Source organism: Vibrio sp. 10N.239.312.D08, from assembly GCF_041466145.1.
GTDB lineage: Bacteria > Pseudomonadota > Gammaproteobacteria > Enterobacterales > Vibrionaceae > Vibrio > Vibrio crassostreae_C.
This window is the reverse complement of the sequence record NZ_JBFSSD010000003.1, coordinates 175,001-191,890: the sequence shown is the minus strand read 5'-3', so window position 1 is coordinate 191,890 and position 16,890 is coordinate 175,001. Positions and strand designations below refer to the sequence as shown.

Annotated in this window: 16 protein-coding genes and 1 other annotated feature; of the genes, 9 read left to right on the top strand and 7 right to left on the bottom strand. The window is 45.1% G+C overall.

Features of this window, described 5'->3' with window-relative positions; all coding sequences use genetic code 11:
- Positions 1–319 precede the first annotated feature (319 nt).
- From pgsA to uvrY, 3 genes are read right to left on the bottom strand one after another with little or no spacing between them, the layout of a single operon-like run.
- Complete coding sequence (gene pgsA, locus AB6D58_RS03340; RefSeq protein WP_017061490.1) at positions 320–877, bottom strand: CDP-diacylglycerol--glycerol-3-phosphate 3-phosphatidyltransferase; 558 nt, start codon at positions 875–877, stop codon at positions 320–322.
- A 46-nt stretch (positions 878–923) separates the two neighbouring features.
- Positions 924–2,756 carry an excinuclease ABC subunit UvrC gene (gene uvrC / locus AB6D58_RS03335; protein WP_102393395.1) on the bottom strand — a complete coding sequence of 611 codons (1,833 nt, stop codon included), beginning with the start codon at positions 2,754–2,756 and terminating at the stop codon, positions 924–926.
- 15 nt (positions 2,757–2,771) lie between these two features.
- On the bottom strand, positions 2,772–3,416 hold the full coding sequence (uvrY, locus tag AB6D58_RS03330; protein WP_004729778.1) for a UvrY/SirA/GacA family response regulator transcription factor: 645 nt from the start codon (positions 3,414–3,416) through the stop codon (positions 2,772–2,774).
- A 426-nt stretch (positions 3,417–3,842) separates the two neighbouring features.
- Between uvrY and AB6D58_RS03325 the strand changes: the two genes are divergently transcribed.
- Positions 3,843–6,206 (top strand): DNA polymerase II, encoded by a 2,364-nt coding sequence (locus tag AB6D58_RS03325; protein ID WP_102393394.1) that lies wholly within the window; start codon positions 3,843–3,845, stop codon positions 6,204–6,206.
- A 93-nt stretch (positions 6,207–6,299) separates the two neighbouring features.
- Here the strand turns inward: AB6D58_RS03325 and AB6D58_RS03320 are convergent, their stop codons facing one another.
- Complete coding sequence (locus tag AB6D58_RS03320) at positions 6,300–7,067, bottom strand: nucleotidyltransferase (protein ID WP_102393393.1); 768 nt, start codon at positions 7,065–7,067, stop codon at positions 6,300–6,302.
- Positions 7,068–7,204: 137 nt separating this feature from the next.
- Between AB6D58_RS03320 and yeiP the strand changes: the two genes are divergently transcribed.
- The 3 genes from yeiP to AB6D58_RS03305 all read left to right on the top strand — a co-directional run bounded on the left by yeiP (position 7,205) and on the right by AB6D58_RS03305 (position 8,744).
- Entirely contained in the window at positions 7,205–7,774 is a 570-nt protein-coding gene (gene yeiP / locus AB6D58_RS03315; protein WP_017055115.1) for an elongation factor P-like protein YeiP, read from the top strand.
- A 10-nt stretch (positions 7,775–7,784) separates the two neighbouring features.
- On the top strand, positions 7,785–8,114 hold the full coding sequence (locus tag AB6D58_RS03310) for an HI1450 family dsDNA-mimic protein (RefSeq protein ID WP_004741258.1): 330 nt from the start codon (positions 7,785–7,787) through the stop codon (positions 8,112–8,114).
- 147 nt (positions 8,115–8,261) lie between these two features.
- On the top strand, positions 8,262–8,744 hold the full coding sequence (locus AB6D58_RS03305) for an RNA methyltransferase (protein ID WP_017061495.1): 483 nt from the start codon (positions 8,262–8,264) through the stop codon (positions 8,742–8,744).
- Between the two features lie 187 nt (positions 8,745–8,931).
- On the opposite strand, the gene rluB is transcribed toward AB6D58_RS03305, so the two are convergent.
- The 3 genes from rluB to rnm form a co-directional block, all read right to left on the bottom strand.
- Positions 8,932–9,966 (bottom strand): 23S rRNA pseudouridine(2605) synthase RluB, encoded by a 1,035-nt coding sequence (rluB, locus tag AB6D58_RS03300; protein ID WP_017055112.1) that lies wholly within the window; start codon positions 9,964–9,966, stop codon positions 8,932–8,934.
- A 159-nt stretch (positions 9,967–10,125) separates the two neighbouring features.
- Complete coding sequence (locus AB6D58_RS03295; RefSeq protein WP_009848751.1) at positions 10,126–10,746, bottom strand: L-threonylcarbamoyladenylate synthase; 621 nt, start codon at positions 10,744–10,746, stop codon at positions 10,126–10,128.
- A gap of 62 nt (positions 10,747–10,808) precedes the next feature.
- On the bottom strand, positions 10,809–11,663 hold the full coding sequence (gene rnm / locus AB6D58_RS03290; RefSeq protein ID WP_017061496.1) for an RNase RNM: 855 nt from the start codon (positions 11,661–11,663) through the stop codon (positions 10,809–10,811).
- Between the two features lie 120 nt (positions 11,664–11,783).
- Here rnm and AB6D58_RS03285 point away from each other — a divergent pair, with 120 nt between their 5' ends.
- The 5 genes from AB6D58_RS03285 to trpCF all read left to right on the top strand — a co-directional run bounded on the left by AB6D58_RS03285 (position 11,784) and on the right by trpCF (position 16,778).
- On the top strand, positions 11,784–11,909 hold the full coding sequence (locus AB6D58_RS03285; protein WP_009848753.1) for a trp operon leader peptide: 126 nt from the start codon (positions 11,784–11,786) through the stop codon (positions 11,907–11,909).
- Positions 11,856–11,970 (top strand) — a sequence feature (Trp leader region). (Overlaps the previous gene by 54 nt.)
- A gap of 125 nt (positions 11,971–12,095) precedes the next feature.
- Complete coding sequence (locus tag AB6D58_RS03280) at positions 12,096–13,685, top strand: anthranilate synthase component 1 (RefSeq protein WP_102393392.1); 1,590 nt, start codon at positions 12,096–12,098, stop codon at positions 13,683–13,685.
- 2 nt (positions 13,686–13,687) lie between these two features.
- The gene (locus AB6D58_RS03275) at positions 13,688–14,296 is read left to right on the top strand and encodes an aminodeoxychorismate/anthranilate synthase component II (protein WP_017063544.1); all 609 of its coding nucleotides are present in this window, start codon (positions 13,688–13,690) and stop codon (positions 14,294–14,296) included.
- A gap of 9 nt (positions 14,297–14,305) precedes the next feature.
- The gene (gene trpD, locus AB6D58_RS03270) at positions 14,306–15,301 is read left to right on the top strand and encodes an anthranilate phosphoribosyltransferase (protein ID WP_102393391.1); all 996 of its coding nucleotides are present in this window, start codon (positions 14,306–14,308) and stop codon (positions 15,299–15,301) included.
- A 25-nt stretch (positions 15,302–15,326) separates the two neighbouring features.
- Complete coding sequence (gene trpCF / locus AB6D58_RS03265; RefSeq protein WP_102393390.1) at positions 15,327–16,778, top strand: bifunctional indole-3-glycerol-phosphate synthase TrpC/phosphoribosylanthranilate isomerase TrpF; 1,452 nt, start codon at positions 15,327–15,329, stop codon at positions 16,776–16,778.
- Positions 16,779–16,890 lie beyond the last annotated feature (112 nt).

The window sequence follows — 16,890 nt, the reverse complement described above, 5'->3', positions numbered from 1 at the left end:
AACCGAGGTCCACGGATTTGCAATCCGCTGCATAGCCACTCTGCCAAGGCGCCTTAGTAACTCCAATCGAATCGCTCATTGCCATCCTCTTAGGTACGGGATGCATTCTACGGATTCAGACGATTGAGTCAATATTATTTTTGTATTTTTAATTCGTTTGAATAGATTTCATACGAAACAGGCCAAATAGCTGACTTTATGTTCAAAACACACTGTGAGCGGGTTATTCAAAGGAGATCTATATCACATTAGATATCCACTATTGATAACTTAACCTTAGGTTAAAGATCAAAAAAGCGAGCCTCAGCTCGCTTCTTCATCAATGATGTTTTTCGTCTAACAAATCGTCTTTGGCAGCCATCAAGTATTGTGCCATTGACCAATAAGTAAGAACGGTGGCGACATACAGTGCAATGTAACCTACCCACACCATCCAGTCGTCGTATCTCCAGATAAGTACCCAAAGAGCGAACATCTGAGAAACCGTTTTGACTTTACCAACCCAAGATACCGCAACACTTGCGCGTTTACCGATTTCAGCCATCCATTCACGAAGCGCTGAAATGATGATCTCACGAGCAATCATGGTCACGGCTGGAATAGTTATCCAAATAGAGTGGTAATGCTCTGTAATCAGGATAAGAGCCGTAGCGACCAACACTTTGTCAGCCACAGGGTCAATGAAGGCACCGAAGCGAGACGTTTGCCCTAACTTACGAGCTAGCATGCCATCTAGCCAATCAGTGAAACCGGCTACCCAAAACACCATCGCAGCAGCGAAAGGAGCCCATTGATAAGGTAGATAGAAAACGACAACGAATACTGGGATCAAAAATAGTCTCAGTAAGGACAAAATGTTAGGTATATTCAAACGCATATTATTGGGCTCTTATTAATTGCGCTTTAATGGTGCGGGATTTTTACTATTGTTTCAATGCTTGATAAATGTTTTCTGCCAAAGAATGACTAATGCCCGGCACTTTGGCTATTTCTTCGACAGTTGCACGCTTAAGTTCTTGTAAGCCACCCATATATTTCAGCAAAGCTTGACGACGTTTAGGTCCTACCCCTTCAATTCCTTCCAAAGCACTGGTTCTGCGCGTTTTACCACGTTTCGCCCTGTGCCCTGCAATCGCATGATTATGGCTCTCATCACGAATGTGCTGGATAAGATGCAGCGCTGGTGCATCGCTAGGTAAATTAAACTCTTCACCTTCAAGGGTTACCAAAGTTTCTAAACCCGGTTTACGCGTCACGCCTTTCGCAATACCCATCATTCTTGGTCTAAACGGCCAATCACCCCAATATTGAGAAATGATCTCATGAGCGCGGTTTAGCTGACCTTTACCACCATCGATAAAGATGATGTCTGGGATCTTGTCGACATCGAGTTGCTTCGAATAACGTCTCTCAAGCGCCTGAGCCATCGCTGCATAATCATCGCCACCTGTAATGCCGGTGATGTTGTAACGACGGTACTCTGGTTTAACCGGGCCTTCTTGATTGAACACCACACACGACGCAATCGTGCTTTCACCCATGGTATGACTGATATCAAAACATTCCATGCGCTTGATAGCATCCATCGACAGCACTTCTTGGAGCTCTTTGAAGCGCTGATTAATCGTCATCTTGTGATTAATCTTGGTGGTAATAGCCGTCAATGCATTGGTATTAGACAATTTAAGGTAACGACCTCGAGTACCTGAAGGGTTGGTATTGAAGTGAATCTTACGACCCGCTACTTCACACAAGGCTTCTTGAATCGGTGTGACATCTTCCATCAAATCGGCATTGAGAATCAAACGGGTTGGGATGGTTCTCGCTTCATTATGCGCAAGATAGTATTGGCTTAAAAAGCTCGAAAAGACCTCTTCTCGCACCGTATTGTTGGGAATTTTAGGGAAATGGCTTCTACTGCCTAAAACCTTGCCTTGGCGAATCATCAAGATATGAATACACGCTACGCCATTCTCTTGAGCAAATCCCAACACGTCCATATCTTCCATTGAATCGTCAGATACGTATTGTTGTTCTTGCACACGTCGAATCGCTTGGATTTGATCACGGAAAGCGGCAGCTTGTTCAAAACGAAGCTCACGGCTTGCCTTGTCCATCTTTTCGATGAGCGTCTCAAGGACTAATTTATCCTTTCCTTGCAGGAACAGACGAACATAGTCGATAAGCTCGCTGTACTCTTCATCAGAGATGATTGAGCTAACACATGGCGCAGCACAACGGCCAATCTGATACATCAAACATGGACGTGTTCTGTTGGCATAAACCGTATCTTCACACTGGCGGGCAGGGAAAATCTTTTGGATTAGGTGTAGCGTCTCACGCACAGCGCCGGAATCAGGGTAAGGACCAAAGTATTCGCCCTTTTTCTTCTTAGCACCACGGTGTATCGACAAACGAGGATGCTTGTGACCGCTAATAAAAATATAAGGGTACGACTTATCATCACGCAAAAGTACGTTGTATTTAGGCAAGTACTGCTTGATGTAGTTGTGCTCAAGAATGAGCGCTTCTGTTTCCGTGTGCGTTACAGTGACATCGATCTTGTCAATATTACTAACTAGAGCGCGTGTTTTTTCACTGTCGACTTTTTTACGGAAATAACTGGAAAGGCGTTTTTTGAGGTTCTTAGCTTTACCGACGTAAATAACGGCAGCCTCGGCGTTATACATTCGATAAACGCCGGGCTGCTCTGTTACTGTCTTGAGGAATGAGACTGAGTCAAACAAGTTGGTCACTATACGATCTCAGTGTTAAAGGGTCTCAGTGTCTAACATTCCATGTCTAATCGCTAAATGCGTCAGCTCTACATCGCCACTGATATCCAGCTTACTGAACAAGCGGTAGCGGTAACTGTTGACTGTTTTAGGACTTAGATTGAGTTGTTCTGAAATATCCGTCACTTTCTGACCTTTGGTAATCATCATCATGATTTGAAGTTCACGTTCAGATAAGTCTGCGAATGGATTTTCAGACGCAGGCGAGAATTGGCTCAAAGCCATCTGCTGCGCAATTTCTGGTGAAATGTATCGTTGGCCACTATTAACCACTCGAATTGCATTTACCATTTCATCCGGACCAGCCCCTTTAGTAAGGTAACCAGCAGCTCCAGCTTGCATCACTTTAGTTGGAAACGGATTTTCCGTATGAACAGTTAAAACGATGATTTTAACATCAGGGTTGAAACGCAAGATCTTCTTGGTTGCTTCTAAGCCACCAATACCAGGCATATTCATATCCATCAAAATAACGTCAGTATTGTTAGTACGACACCATTTTGCAGCATCTTCACCGCTTTCAGCTTCCCCTGCTACGTTCATTCCACGGACGTCTTCAATAATACGTCGTATCCCTGTGCGAACCAGCTCGTGATCATCTACAAGGAAAACATTTATCAAACTTGTATCTCCACACTATTAATTGGCTCTGCAACCACTGTGTCATTTCATCTGTTTGAAACAATTGAACAAAGGAACAGTGGATCGCAGCATTGAGTACATCTTAACTTAATTACTAAAAAAAAGCTCTGTTGAATATGTGCTGAAACACGAACTTTAGCAAGTACTTATTAACAAATAAGCTAACTAAAACAACAAGCTTTTTCTAAAAATCAACCAGTTAAAACAACACCCAATAAAATTACATAAGATAAAGATATTTTCAATACCATTGAATAACCATTCGCGACAATTTCACTTATTTGCTTATAGAGTCCCGTTATTTGCCTCTACTAACTAGAATTTAGTTAGTATTTTTACTGCCTTTTGTGCGCAGAAGGTCGCTAGATGGTAGTATTCGATTCCCCATTTCAATAGGTTACTACATTGGATATTCAGCAAGGCTTTGTACTCACAAGACAAGCAAGAGATTTTTCAGGGCGCACACAAATCGACTTGTGGTTAAGCACCCCTCAAGGCCCTACTCTGCTGACGATTCAAAATGAAAAACCGGTATTTTTTGTCGCTCAATCTGACGTTGAGGCATGTCAGGCAATCGCAGCGAAAGAGTCGATCGATTGCCAATTTAAGCCTCTAGAATTAGCCACATTCGAGCAAACACCTCTCGCCGCGTGTTACACCTCACTGTCGAGAAGCAGCTTTGGTTTAGCGCAAGCCTTTCACAACGAAGAAATCCAAACCTTTGAAAGCGATATTCGACTCGCCGATCGATTCTTGATGGAACGTTTTATCAAGGGAAGTATTGAGTTCACCGGATCTGCTGTGCAAAAAAATCAGCATCGTCGAGTCTCAAACGCAAAATGCCGAGCAGGTGATTACTTACCCAGTCTATCTGTGGTCTCGCTTGATATTGAGTGTTCGGAAAAAGGCGTGCTTTATTCAATTGGCCTAGACAGCCCGATGGACAGCCGAGTAATCATGGTCGGCGAAGCACAACAAGCTGAAACCAATATCCAATGGGTTGCCAACGAGAAAGCGCTACTTGAAGCCATGATAGCTTGGTTCTCTGAATTTGATCCTGACATCATCATTGGCTGGAATGTTATCGACTTCGATTTTAGGCTGCTGCACAAACGTTCAGAATGGAACGAAGTGAAGCTCAACATCGGCAGAGACAACCAACCGAGCTTTTTCCGCAGTTCTGCTCAAAATCAGCAAGGTTTTATCACGATTCCGGGGCGCGTTGTCTTGGATGGTATTGATATGCTCAAGACAGCGACCTACCACTTCCGTTCTTGGTCTCTTGAGTCGGTATCGCAAGAGCTGCTTGGGGAAGGCAAAGACATCCATAACGTTCATGACCGTATGGATGAGATAAACCGAATGTTTAAGTTCGATAAACCCTCACTCGCTAAGTACAACCTTCAAGACTGCGTACTGGTAAACAGCATCTTCGAGCACACTCACCTACTCGACTTCGCGATTGAGCGCTCTCGATTAACCGGTGTTGAGCTGGATCGCGTTGGTGGCTCTGTTGCGGCCTTTACTAACTTATATCTGCCTCAAATCCACAGAGCGGGTTATGTCGCACCGAACTTAGAGCCAGAGAATTGGATTGCGAGCCCCGGCGGTTATGTGATGGATTCAATTCCCAATCTGTACGACTCGGTTCTGGTACTCGATTTTAAAAGCCTATACCCGTCCATCATTCGTTCGTTTTTGATTGACCCTATGGGGCTTATTGAAGGATTGAAACTGGAACTAGGTCCAGACGAAAACCAAGCGGTTGATGGTTTTCGCGGTGGGCAATTCCACCGCTCTAAACACTTTCTGCCAGAGATGATCGAAAACCTATGGGCTGCACGTGATGTGGCCAAAAAGAACAACGAGAAAGCGTTCTCTCAAGCGATTAAGATCATCATGAACTCGTTTTATGGTGTGTTGGGTTCGTCTGGTTGTCGTTTCTTCGATACCCGGTTAGCGTCTTCAATTACCATGCGTGGACATGAGATCATGAAGCAAACCAAGGTTCTGATCGAAGACAAAGGCTATCAAGTGATTTACGGTGATACCGATTCAACCTTCGTGTCTCTGAACGGCAGTTATGATCAGCAAAAAGCAGACGAGATCGGGAACACACTGGTCGCTTACATCAACGATTGGTGGACGAATCATTTAAAAGAGACCCACAACCTAACCTCAATACTCGAATTGGAATACGAGACTCACTATCGCAAGTTTCTAATGCCGACCATTAGAGGTTCAGAAACCGGCTCGAAGAAACGTTATGCCGGATTAATCACTCAAGGCGATAAAGAAAAGATCATATTTAAAGGGCTTGAGAGTGCACGCACCGATTGGACACCTCTCGCACAGCAATTCCAACAAACCTTGTATGAGATGGTGTTTCACGATCAAGATCCAACCGACTACGTCAGACAGTTTGTTGATGAAACCTCTGCTGGCAAACATGATGATTTATTGGTGTATCAAAAGCGCTTACGCCGCAAATTACATGAATACCAAAAGAACATTCCGCCGCAGGTTCGCGCAGCTCGTATGGCCGATGAGATCAATGCTCAGTTAGGGCGCCCTCTTCAATACCAAAATAAAGGACGCATTGAGTATTTGATTACTCTGAGTGGCCCTGAGCCCAAGGAGTATTTAAAGAGTGGTATCGATTATCAGCACTATATCGACAAGCAGATTAAACCGGTCGCAGAGGCAATACTGCCCTTCATCGGTTTAGACTTTGAAAGAGTTAGTGGGCAGCAGTTGGGTTTGTTCTAGCACTATATTCAATATGCTCTTAAAACGAAAAAAGCAGAGATATGTTCTTCAGCACACTCTGCTTTTTAGTATCAATGGATCGGTTATAAATCTCTATCCGATTCTGAACTCGGTTTTCTGATACTGCTTAATCAACCACTCACCAAAGCCATCAAGAATACCGATCACCGAACGTTTAGGGATTGGTCGACCAGAAAGTAAAATGCCCAACCTTTGGATTTCGACTTCTCGACCTGGGTGATACTTCAAGAACTGTTGGCCACATTCAACAGGATCATCGTACCAATATTTATCGCGGTACATCACCAGTGAGTAACTCGCCCGTAGAAGCTTCTTGGCAATAATCACCTGCGCAGCGACTTGTTGTTCTGGCGTTGTCGCTCGTGCGATCTTGTTGCGATACACCGCCAACCAGTTTTCCGCATCCATATTCCAGTGCTTAGCGATTTCCCAACTTGTTTCAAAATCACCATAGCAGTCTGATAAGTCTTCACCATGCACACACACGGCTAAATGCTTGAGCATAAAACCCCAAGTGAAGATATTGTCGAAATCGACTATCTCACTCACTAAGGTAGTTTTTATCGCCACTTGAGTTACCTGCGGGAAGCTCTTTTGGAAACGCCATTTGATGGTGTTCAACAAAGTGGTTCGTTGGTCAGGAAACGGTCGATGGGTCACCACAACCACATCTAGATTGGAGCGACCGAAGACGGCTTGCTTACGAGCCACACTGCCATAAATATAAATACTGTGCAGATTAGATCCTAACCCACCTTTTAGAAAGGTAATCAGATCGTTAACCACAGGTTGAAATTCAGGTTGAAAAGGCTGTGTTGGGTCAATAACGGGTAGCTGCATAGGTCGTTTCGGTAAATAAAATAATGATTTAACTATAACTCTATGATCGCCTAGGTGACTTTATGATTCAAGCTATTCCTATTTATAGCATCTCCGAGATATAATCAGCGGATAGACCCACTAAGGACAAACACAAAATGCCTAGAGCAAGTGAAATTAAAAAAGGTTTTGCTATCACAGTAGAAAGCAAAACAGTGATCGTTAAAGATATCGAAGTAACAACACCAGGCGGCCGTGGCGGCCAAAAGATTTACCGCTTCCGTGGTAACGATGTAGCAACTGGCGTTAAAACTGAAGTTCGCCACAAGGCTGACGAAATTGTTGAAACTATTGACGTAACTAAGCGTGCAGTAATGTTCTCTTACGTTGATGGCAACGAGTACATCTTCATGGACAACGAAGATTACACACAATTCATCTTCAACGGTGAGACTATCGAAGACGAACTACTGTTCATCAACGAAGAAACTCAAGGCATGTACGCGATCCTTATCGACGGCAACGCTGCAACGCTTGAGCTACCAACATCTGTTGAACTAGTTATCGAAGAGACTGATCCTTCAATCAAAGGTGCATCAGCGTCTGCTCGTACTAAGCCTGCTCGTCTTTCTACAGGTCTTACTATTCAAGTACCTGAATACATCGCGACTGGCGACAAAGTAGTAGTAAACACTGCTGAACGTAAATACATGAACCGCGCAAGCTAAGATACTTATTATGACCGAAGCTAACGACCTAATGTCTTATGACGACGCAATTGACACTGCATACGACATCTTCCTAGAGATGGCACCTGACAACCTAGAGCCTGCAGACGTGATTCTTTTCACTGCTCAGTTTGAAGATCGTGGCGCAGCAGAGCTTGTTGAAACTGGCGATGATTGGGTTGAACATGTTGGCTTTGAAGTCGACAAAGAGATCTACGCTGAAGTGCGCATTGGTCTTGTGAATGAAGCTGATGACGTTCTAGACGACGTATTTGCTCGCATGTTAATCAGCCGTGATCCAGAACATAAGTTCTGTCACATGCTGTGGAAACGCGACTAATACCGCTGTTGACGCTCATCTGCATGAGTAAACAAGTATTCATGTAAGCGAGTTAAAAGTTAGCCGAGCCCATTGCTCGGCTATTTTTATCACGCTATTTTCCATCGTGATTCATCACTTTCATCATCAACGTTAGATTCACTGATTATGACCAAAGCAAAAACAGACACACAATCAAAAGGCTATGCCTGCATTGGCCTAGTTAACCCAAAGACGCCAGAAAACGTAGGCTCAGTGATGCGAGCAGCTGGCTGCTACGGCGCCAACTCTGTGTTTTACACTGGCACACGCTACGACCATGCGCGAAAATTCCATACCGACACCAAAGAAAAGCACTTAGCCCTGCCTTTGATTGGTGTTGAAGAGCTGAAAGATATTATTCCAGTAGGCTGCGTGCCGGTTGCTGTTGATCTGATTGAAGGTGCTAAGCCTCTACCTGATTACAAGCACCCACCACGCGCGTTTTACATTTTTGGCCCAGAAGATGGCACGCTAAAGAAAGAGATCACAGATTTCTGTCGTGAGACGATTTACGTTCCGACCAACGGCTGCATGAACCTAGCAGCATCAGTGAATGTAGTGCTTTACGACCGATTAGCGAAAGGCGATAACTTCTCGAATCATAAGTAAATAGAACGAGATAAGAGATGCGAAGAGCATGCTTACTGCCGATTATGGCAGTATGTTTTCGATACTCGATTACTCGCATCCCGAATCTTTTATTTCTTCTAGACGTAAAAAAACCTGCTCAATGAGCAGGTTTTTTAGTATTCAGTGCTTTTAGCTAATGAAGCTTTACGCGCAATAAATTACGTAATTACTGACGTGTTCTTGGCTTAGCTGGTTTAGCCGGACGACCGTTGTTCAGTTTAGGCTTACTTTTGTTAGCCTGAGGTTTGCCTTTGTTTGCAGCTGGAGCGCTACGACCTGAATCAGGTGTTGTAGTACCGCGAGTTGCAGGCTTCTTACGCTTAGTTTGGTTGCTACGGCCTTTTGGTGCGTTTGCACGCTCTTCGTGACGTTTAACAGCACGACGAATTTTTTGGCTACGAGAACGCTCACGCTTACGAGAAGTGTTTGAAGGATCAAGATCCAACAGTGTCTCTTTCTCAGGCTTAAGCTCAACAAGCTCACGCAGGTAGTTAACTTCTTGAAGATCTAGCTCTTTCCAACCGCCACGAGGCAGTTTCTTATCAAGGTAGATATCACCGTAACGTACACGTTTCAGGCGGCTTACTGTCGTTTCTTGAGATTCCCAAAGACGACGAACTTCACGGTTACGACCTTCGTTAATCGCTACGTAGAAAGTATGGTTCATACCTTCACCACCAGCGTAAACAACATCTTCAAAACGAGCCATGCCGTCTTCTAGTTGTACACCACGAGTAACGTTTTTAACTTTTTGCTCAGTCACTTCACCGAATACACGTACTAGGTACTCACGCTCAACCTGACGGCTTGGGTGCATTAGACGGTTTGCAAGCTCACCATCAGTAGTGAAAAGCAAAAGGCCTGATGTGTTTGCATCAAGACGACCAACTGAAATCCAACGAGAACCACGGATCTTAGGTAGACGATCGAAAACAGTACGGCGGCCTTCAGGGTCGTGACGAGTACAAAGCTCACCTTCAGGTTTGTAGTAAGCAAGTACACGACAAACCACTTCTTCAGAAGCCTTGCCTGAAACAGTATGGCCATCGATACGGATCACTGAGTTCTCGTCTTCAAGACGCTCGCCCAGTTTCGCAACTTGACCGTTAACACTTACACGACCAGATTTGATTAAACCTTCTAGTTCACGACGAGAACCGTGACCAGCTCGCGCTAAAACCTTCTGTAATTTTTCGCTCATTTACTCTTTTCTACCTAATTGTCGTCTTCACAGACGTCGAATGAATTTTTCGCGACCAAATCGCGGTCGCGTATTATCGCAAATAACCTGCCAAAAAGCACTTGTTATTTACTGTGGCAGGTTTGCTGTATCGTTACAGACTGTTAATCAGTAAAGCGATTATTCAAACGGCGCAGGATCGCCAGCACCACGACGTAGAACCACGGCATCATCGTCACTGAAGTCAATAACGGTCGTCGGTTGCTCACCTAAGTAACCGCCATTCAAAATCACATCAACCGCATGCTCTAGGCTGTCACGAATTTCTTCTGGATCCGACTCTGTAGTCTCGTTACCCGGAAGAATCAGAGACGTCGACATCAGTGGTTCGCCCATCGCTTCCAACAGGTCGAGTGCAATCTTGTTGTCTGGGACACGAATACCAATCGTTTTACGCTTGGCGTTCATCAAACGCTTTGGCACTTCTTTAGTTGCTTTAAAGATAAACGTGTAAGCACCTGGCGTGTGTGCTTTCAGCAGACGGAAAGCCACGTTATCAACGCGTGCATACAGTGATAACTCAGAAAGATCACGACATAACAAGGTGAAATTGTGCTTGTCATCGATGCGACGAATTTTACAGATACGTTCAAGTGCTTGTTTGTTTTCAAGCTGACAGCCCAGCGCATAACCGGAATCTGTTGGATAAACCACAACGCCGCCATTGCGAATAATCGCAACCGCTTGAGTAATTAAGCGTGCTTGTGGGTTATCTGGGTGTACATAAAAAAACTGGCTCATTGTTGATCCTCGTTATCGAATCTCTCGACTCTATCATCAGAAGGAGCTGGCTCACCTAAAGACTATTCAGATGGTGAAACCGTTTGAAACTCCCAATCTTTCCATACTTCTTCGACCCCAGAAGGTAGCCAGAGATTGCGTCCAAGTTCCATCCACGGAGATGGGTAATGGAAATCACTGCCTTGGGAGGCTAATAGTTTGTATTGTATAGCATAATCCGCGAGTGTGCGTCTTTCTTGTTGCGCTTGCTGAGGTTGAGCTACTTCCATCGCATCCCCTTTCGCTTCAACAAATGCCGCTAGCAGGCGCTTAACCCACTTGGCTGTAAGTCCATATCGCCCAGGGTGAGCGAGTACGGCTTGTCCACCAGCAGCATGAATAGCCGTGACAGCATCACTCATTGAACACCAAGTTGGCGGCACATAACCTGGGTTATTACGAGTAAGAAACTTTTTAAACACCTGCTGCATAGTTTTCGCATAGCCATTGTCGACTAGCCACTTAGCAAAGTGAGCGCGAGTGATTGGTGCATCACCCGCAATCAATTTAACTTCTTCTAACACCCCTTCACGAGTCGCTTTCTCAAGACGGTGAGCGATCATCTCAGCACGCCCAATACGGTGTTGCTTCTGTTGTTCAATGAGCGCTTTGAGTTCTGGTGACTCAGGATCAACGTTTAACCCAACAATATGGATATCTTTGTTTTGCCAAACAGTCGAAATCTCAATGCCGTTTATCAACTGAATAGGAAGGTTGTTATCCGCAATGTAGCTGCGTGCTTCAGCAAGCCCATCAGTCGTGTCATGATCTGTAATCGCTAGCGCTTCGATGTTAAAGCCAAGCGCTCGGTCAATTAGCTCAGGTGGAGTAAGTCGGCCATCTGAGGCTGTTGTATGACTATGTAGATCAATTCTCATATATTCTTTTTCATTGTTTTCAATTTTTATCGTTATATTTGTGTCAACACACTTGACCCGCAAGCGGAAAACTAGTTAACTAGTACACAAATACGAAGTATCACATTTGATAGGTTCACCATGTTACAAGAATTTAACCAAAACCATAAAGATAAAGTTTTAGAACTTTCTTCAGTAGAAGCAAGTTCAGAGCTTAATTGGTGGCGCACTTGGACAAGTTCTTGGTGGGCTAACGTGTACTTCTAATTAAACAGTTTGTTTATAAAAAAGTTATCACTAAGCCCGCTTTAATAGCGGGCTTTTTAATTTGTCGAACATCTCACATTCAACTGACTAACAAATCATCGAATTGACCATATTCTAGATTGGGTGAAAGGTATCTTTATGCGACTATGTACGGCAGGAAATTTAAAGAATCATAAAGGAGGTCTTGTGAACAAGGCCATTGAAATCAAAAAACTGGGAACCATTGAGGTCATCAATTCCTCAGTTCCTTACTCGCAAGATCCAACCAGCGTTTTTCATACTTTGTGTGAAAACAAAACTGATAGTCTTTTGTTGGAATCTGCCGAGATTGAATCTAAACAGAACCTGACAAGCCTACTCCTTATCGACTCTGCTGTTCGCATCGTATGTCGCGGACATGAAGTAACCTTTCAAGCATTGACTGAAAACGGTCAAGCGCTTATCGAACATCTCACTCAAAACGTGAAAGCAGAAATTAAATCTGACCTTACTGATAACGTTTTGACGCTGACTTTTATCGAACCAAGCAACGAATTAGACGAAGACTCACGTTTAAGAGAAGCCTCTTCATTCGATGCACTGCGTTTGGTTCAGCACAGCTTTGAGCAAGACGCGGATAACAAACACGCATTATTCATGGCGGGCTTATTCGCTTACGACATCGTGGCAAACTTTGAGCCACTAGGTGATGCTGAAGCAACCAACAATTGTCCTGACTTTGTATTCTACGTAGCTGAAACGCTATTGCGTTTCGATCATCAAGAGAACGAAGGCCTACTTCACGCGAGCTTATTTGCTCAAGATGACAACATCAAAGCGCAATTAACTGACCGTCTAGCCGACATTCAAACTCAGTGTCAGTCCCTGAAAGCCATCACTGAAGTAACGCCGTTAGACAACGTTGAAGCTGTACCTAGCGTTTCAGATGAAGACTTCTGCCAAACGGTTCGTGATTTAAAAGAGTACGTAGTTAAAGGCGATGTATTCCAAGTGGTACCTTCACGCCGCTTCACTCTACCTTGCCCTGCCCCACTGGCGGCTTATAAAGAACTCAAACAAAGCAACCCAAGCCCTTACATGTTCTACATGCAAGACGAGCTGTTTACTCTGTTCGGTGCATCTCCAGAAAGCGCGCTGAAATACGAGACAGAAACCAACCAAATCGAGATCTACCCGATTGCTGGTACTCGTCGTCGTGGTAAGCGCCCTGACGGTCAAATCGATTTCGACCTAGACAGCCGTATCGAGCTTGAACTGCGTACCGACAAGAAAGAAAACGCCGAGCACATGATGCTAGTTGACCTAGCGCGTAACGATGTGGCACGTATTGCCGAAGCTGGCACTCGCCACGTAGCAGACTTACTGAAAGTAGACCGCTACAGCCATGTAATGCACTTGGTTTCTCGTGTTGTTGGTCAGCTCCGTGAAGACTTAGATGCTCTGCACGCTTACCAAGCTTGTATGAACATGGGCACGCTAACGGGCGCACCAAAAATCCGCGCAATGCAGCTTATTCGAGACGTAGAAAAAACGCGTCGTGGTAGCTACGGTGGTGCAGTCGGTTATCTAACCGGTGAAGGGACTCTAGATACTTGTATCGTAATTCGCTCTGCTTACGTTGAAGATAGCGTAGCACAAGTACAAGCTGGCGCTGGTGTGGTATTCGATTCAGACCCACAAGCAGAAGCCGATGAAACTCGCGGCAAAGCACAAGCGGTTATCTCAGCGATTCAAGCAGCTCATACTAAGAACCTAACAAATAAGAAGGAGTCGTAATCATGGCTGATATTGTATTCATCGATAACTTCGACTCGTTCACTTACAACCTTGTAGACCAATTTCGTTCATTAGGTCACAGCGTAAAAATTTACCGTAACAACATTCCTGCAAAAGTAGTTGAAGCGGCGATCAACGAACTAGACAACCCTGTTGCACTGCTTTCACCAGGCCCTGGCGCTCCAGCAGATGCGGGCTGTATGCCAGAGCTGATTCAGCTTCTAAAAGGTAAAGTGCCAATGATTGGTATTTGCTTAGGCCACCAAGCGATTGTTGAAGCCTATGGCGGCACCGTTGCAGGCGCTGGCGAAATCATTCATGGTAAGGTGTCGATGATGGAACACCAAAACCATGCGACTTACCAAGGCTTACCTTCGCCACTGGCTATCGCTCGCTATCACTCTTTAGTGGCAACGCATGTATCTGATAGCCTAACGGTGACAGCTGAAGTCGATGATTTGGTGATGTCTGTGGTTCAAGAACAAGACAAGGTGTGTGGATTCCAATTCCACCCTGAATCAATTATGACGACCTACGGTGCAACGCTTCTAGCAAACGCTATCGAATGGGCTCTTGAGAAACCTCTTCGCCTTGAAAAGACTGGAAAATAGGAAACGATCATGGAACAGATTAATAAACTTTACGAACAGCAGTCTCTTACTCAAGAAGAAAGCCAACAGTTATTTGATGTGATCATCAATGGTGAACTAGACCCAATCTTGATGGCTTCTGCGCTAACTGCACTGAAAATCAAAGGCGAAACGCCCGATGAAATTGCAGGCGCAGCAAAAGCACTACTTGCGAATGCAAACCCGTTCCCGCGCCCTGATTACGATTTCGCAGACATCGTAGGTACAGGTGGCGACGGTCACAACACCATCAATATCTCGACGACTTCTGCATTTGTTGCCGCAGCGTGTGGCTTAAAAGTCGCGAAGCACGGTAACCGCAGCGTATCGAGCAAATCAGGCTCTTCTGACTTACTGGATTCGTTCGGTATCAACCTAGCGATGACAGCTGAAGACACACGTACGGCTGTTGATGAACTTGGCGTAGCATTCCTATTTGCTCCGCAATATCACGTTGGTGTACGTCACGCGATGCCGGTTCGTCAAACAATGAAAACGCGCACTATCTTCAATATTCTTGGCCCACTGATTAACCCTGCTCGCCCTAACATCGAGCTAATGGGTGTTTACAGCAAAGAACTGGTACGCCCTATCGCAGAAACCATGCTGCAAATGGGCATGAAGCGTGCAGCTGTTGTGCACGGTAGCGGCCTAGATGAAGTAGCGATTCACGGCGAGACTATCGTTGCTGAGATTAAAGATGGCAAGATTCACGAGTACACAGTGACTCCGGCTGACTTTGGTTTGAACACTCACCCTCTTGAAGCGATTAAGGGCGGCGAGCCAGAAGAGAACAAAGCCATCACAACTGATATCCTGACGGGTAAAGGCACTGATGCTCAAGTTGGCGCAGTGGCAGTCAACGTAGCTCTGCTGATGCGTCTATTTGGTCACGAAGACCTAAAAGCCAACGCTCAGCAAGCGATTGACGCGATGAACTCTGGCAAAGCGTACGAGCTTGTACATAAGCTTGCTGCACACGCCTAACGAACGACGAATTGAGACAAAGAACATGACACAGACTACCGATAAACTGTCGACCCACGTTTCAGTCAAAGAAGCTGAAATGGCGGAAGTATTAGCAAAAATCGTTCGTGATAAATACCAATGGGTTGAAGCACGTAAGCAGACTCAACCATTAGACGAGTTTAAAGCGTCACTAACTGCAACAGACCGCAGCTTTTATGACGCTCTGAGCGGAGAACAAACGGTTTTCATCACTGAATGTAAAAAGGCCTCTCCGTCAAAAGGTTTAATCCGTGACGAGTTTGACCTCGACTACATTGCTTCTGTTTACAACAACCACGCAAACGCGATTTCTGTGCTGACAGACGAGAAGTACTTCCAAGGTGACTTTGAGTTTTTACCTAAAGTTCGCAGCATTGCTAAGCAGCCTATCCTGTGTAAAGACTTCATGGTTGATACCTACCAAGTGTATCTAGCTCGTCATTACTCAGCTGATGCTATCTTGTTAATGCTATCGGTATTAGATGACAAAGAGTACAAAGCGCTGGCGGAAGTCGCTCACTCACTCAACATGGGTGTATTGACCGAAGTCAGCAACGAAGAAGAGCTTCACCGTGCAGTCGCTCTAAACGCTAAGGTGATCGGCATTAACAACCGTAATCTTCGTGACCTTTCGACTGATTTGAACCGTACTAAAGAGTTGGCGCCGCTGATTCGCGAACTGGCTCCAAACGCAGTCGTAATTTCAGAGTCTGGCATCTACACACATCAACAAGTTCGTGACCTTTCAACGTTTGCAGATGGATTCCTAATCGGTAGCTCTCTAATGGCTGAGAAAAACCTTGAGCTTGCTGTGCGTAAAGTAACGCTGGGTGAAAACAAGGTGTGTGGTTTAACTCACTCTGACGATGCAGCGAAAGCGTATCAAGCTGGTGCGGTATTCGGTGGTCTGATTTTCGTCGAAGCATCTAAGCGTCATGTGGATATCGAAGCTGCTCGTTTGACTATGAGCGGCGCACCTTTGAACTACGTGGGTGTGTTCCAAAACCACAGCGTGGCAGACGTTGCGAACACGGTTTCTGAGCTAGGTTTATTTGCAGTGCAACTGCACGGTGATGAATCTCAAGCATATGTCGATGAACTAAAACAGTCACTGCCTGAAAGCGTTGAGATTTGGAAAGCTTACGGTGTTGCTTCTGGTTCTGAAAACGGTGCAGAGAGCTCGCTACCAGAATTACTGGAAAGCAACGTGACTCGTCACCTGCTAGATACTAAAGTGGGTTCTCAAACAGGTGGCACAGGCCAAGTGTTCGATTGGAGCCTAATCAACAACCAAAGCGCGATCATGTTGGCGGGTGGTCTAAACCCAGAAAATGCTAACCAAGCGGCTAAGTTGGGCTGCTTAGGGTTAGACCTAAACTCTGGCGTTGAATCAGCTCCAGGTAAAAAAGACGCAGACAAGCTGCAGCGTGCTTTTGCTGCGATTCGCAATTACTAGTCCAAACTCGGCGCTAGAAAGCAGAAAGCAGAAACTAAAAACATATTTGTGAGCTTTGCCTTTTGCGAAGCTCAAACAAGATTAAATGACTTGGTGTGAATACACATCAGTA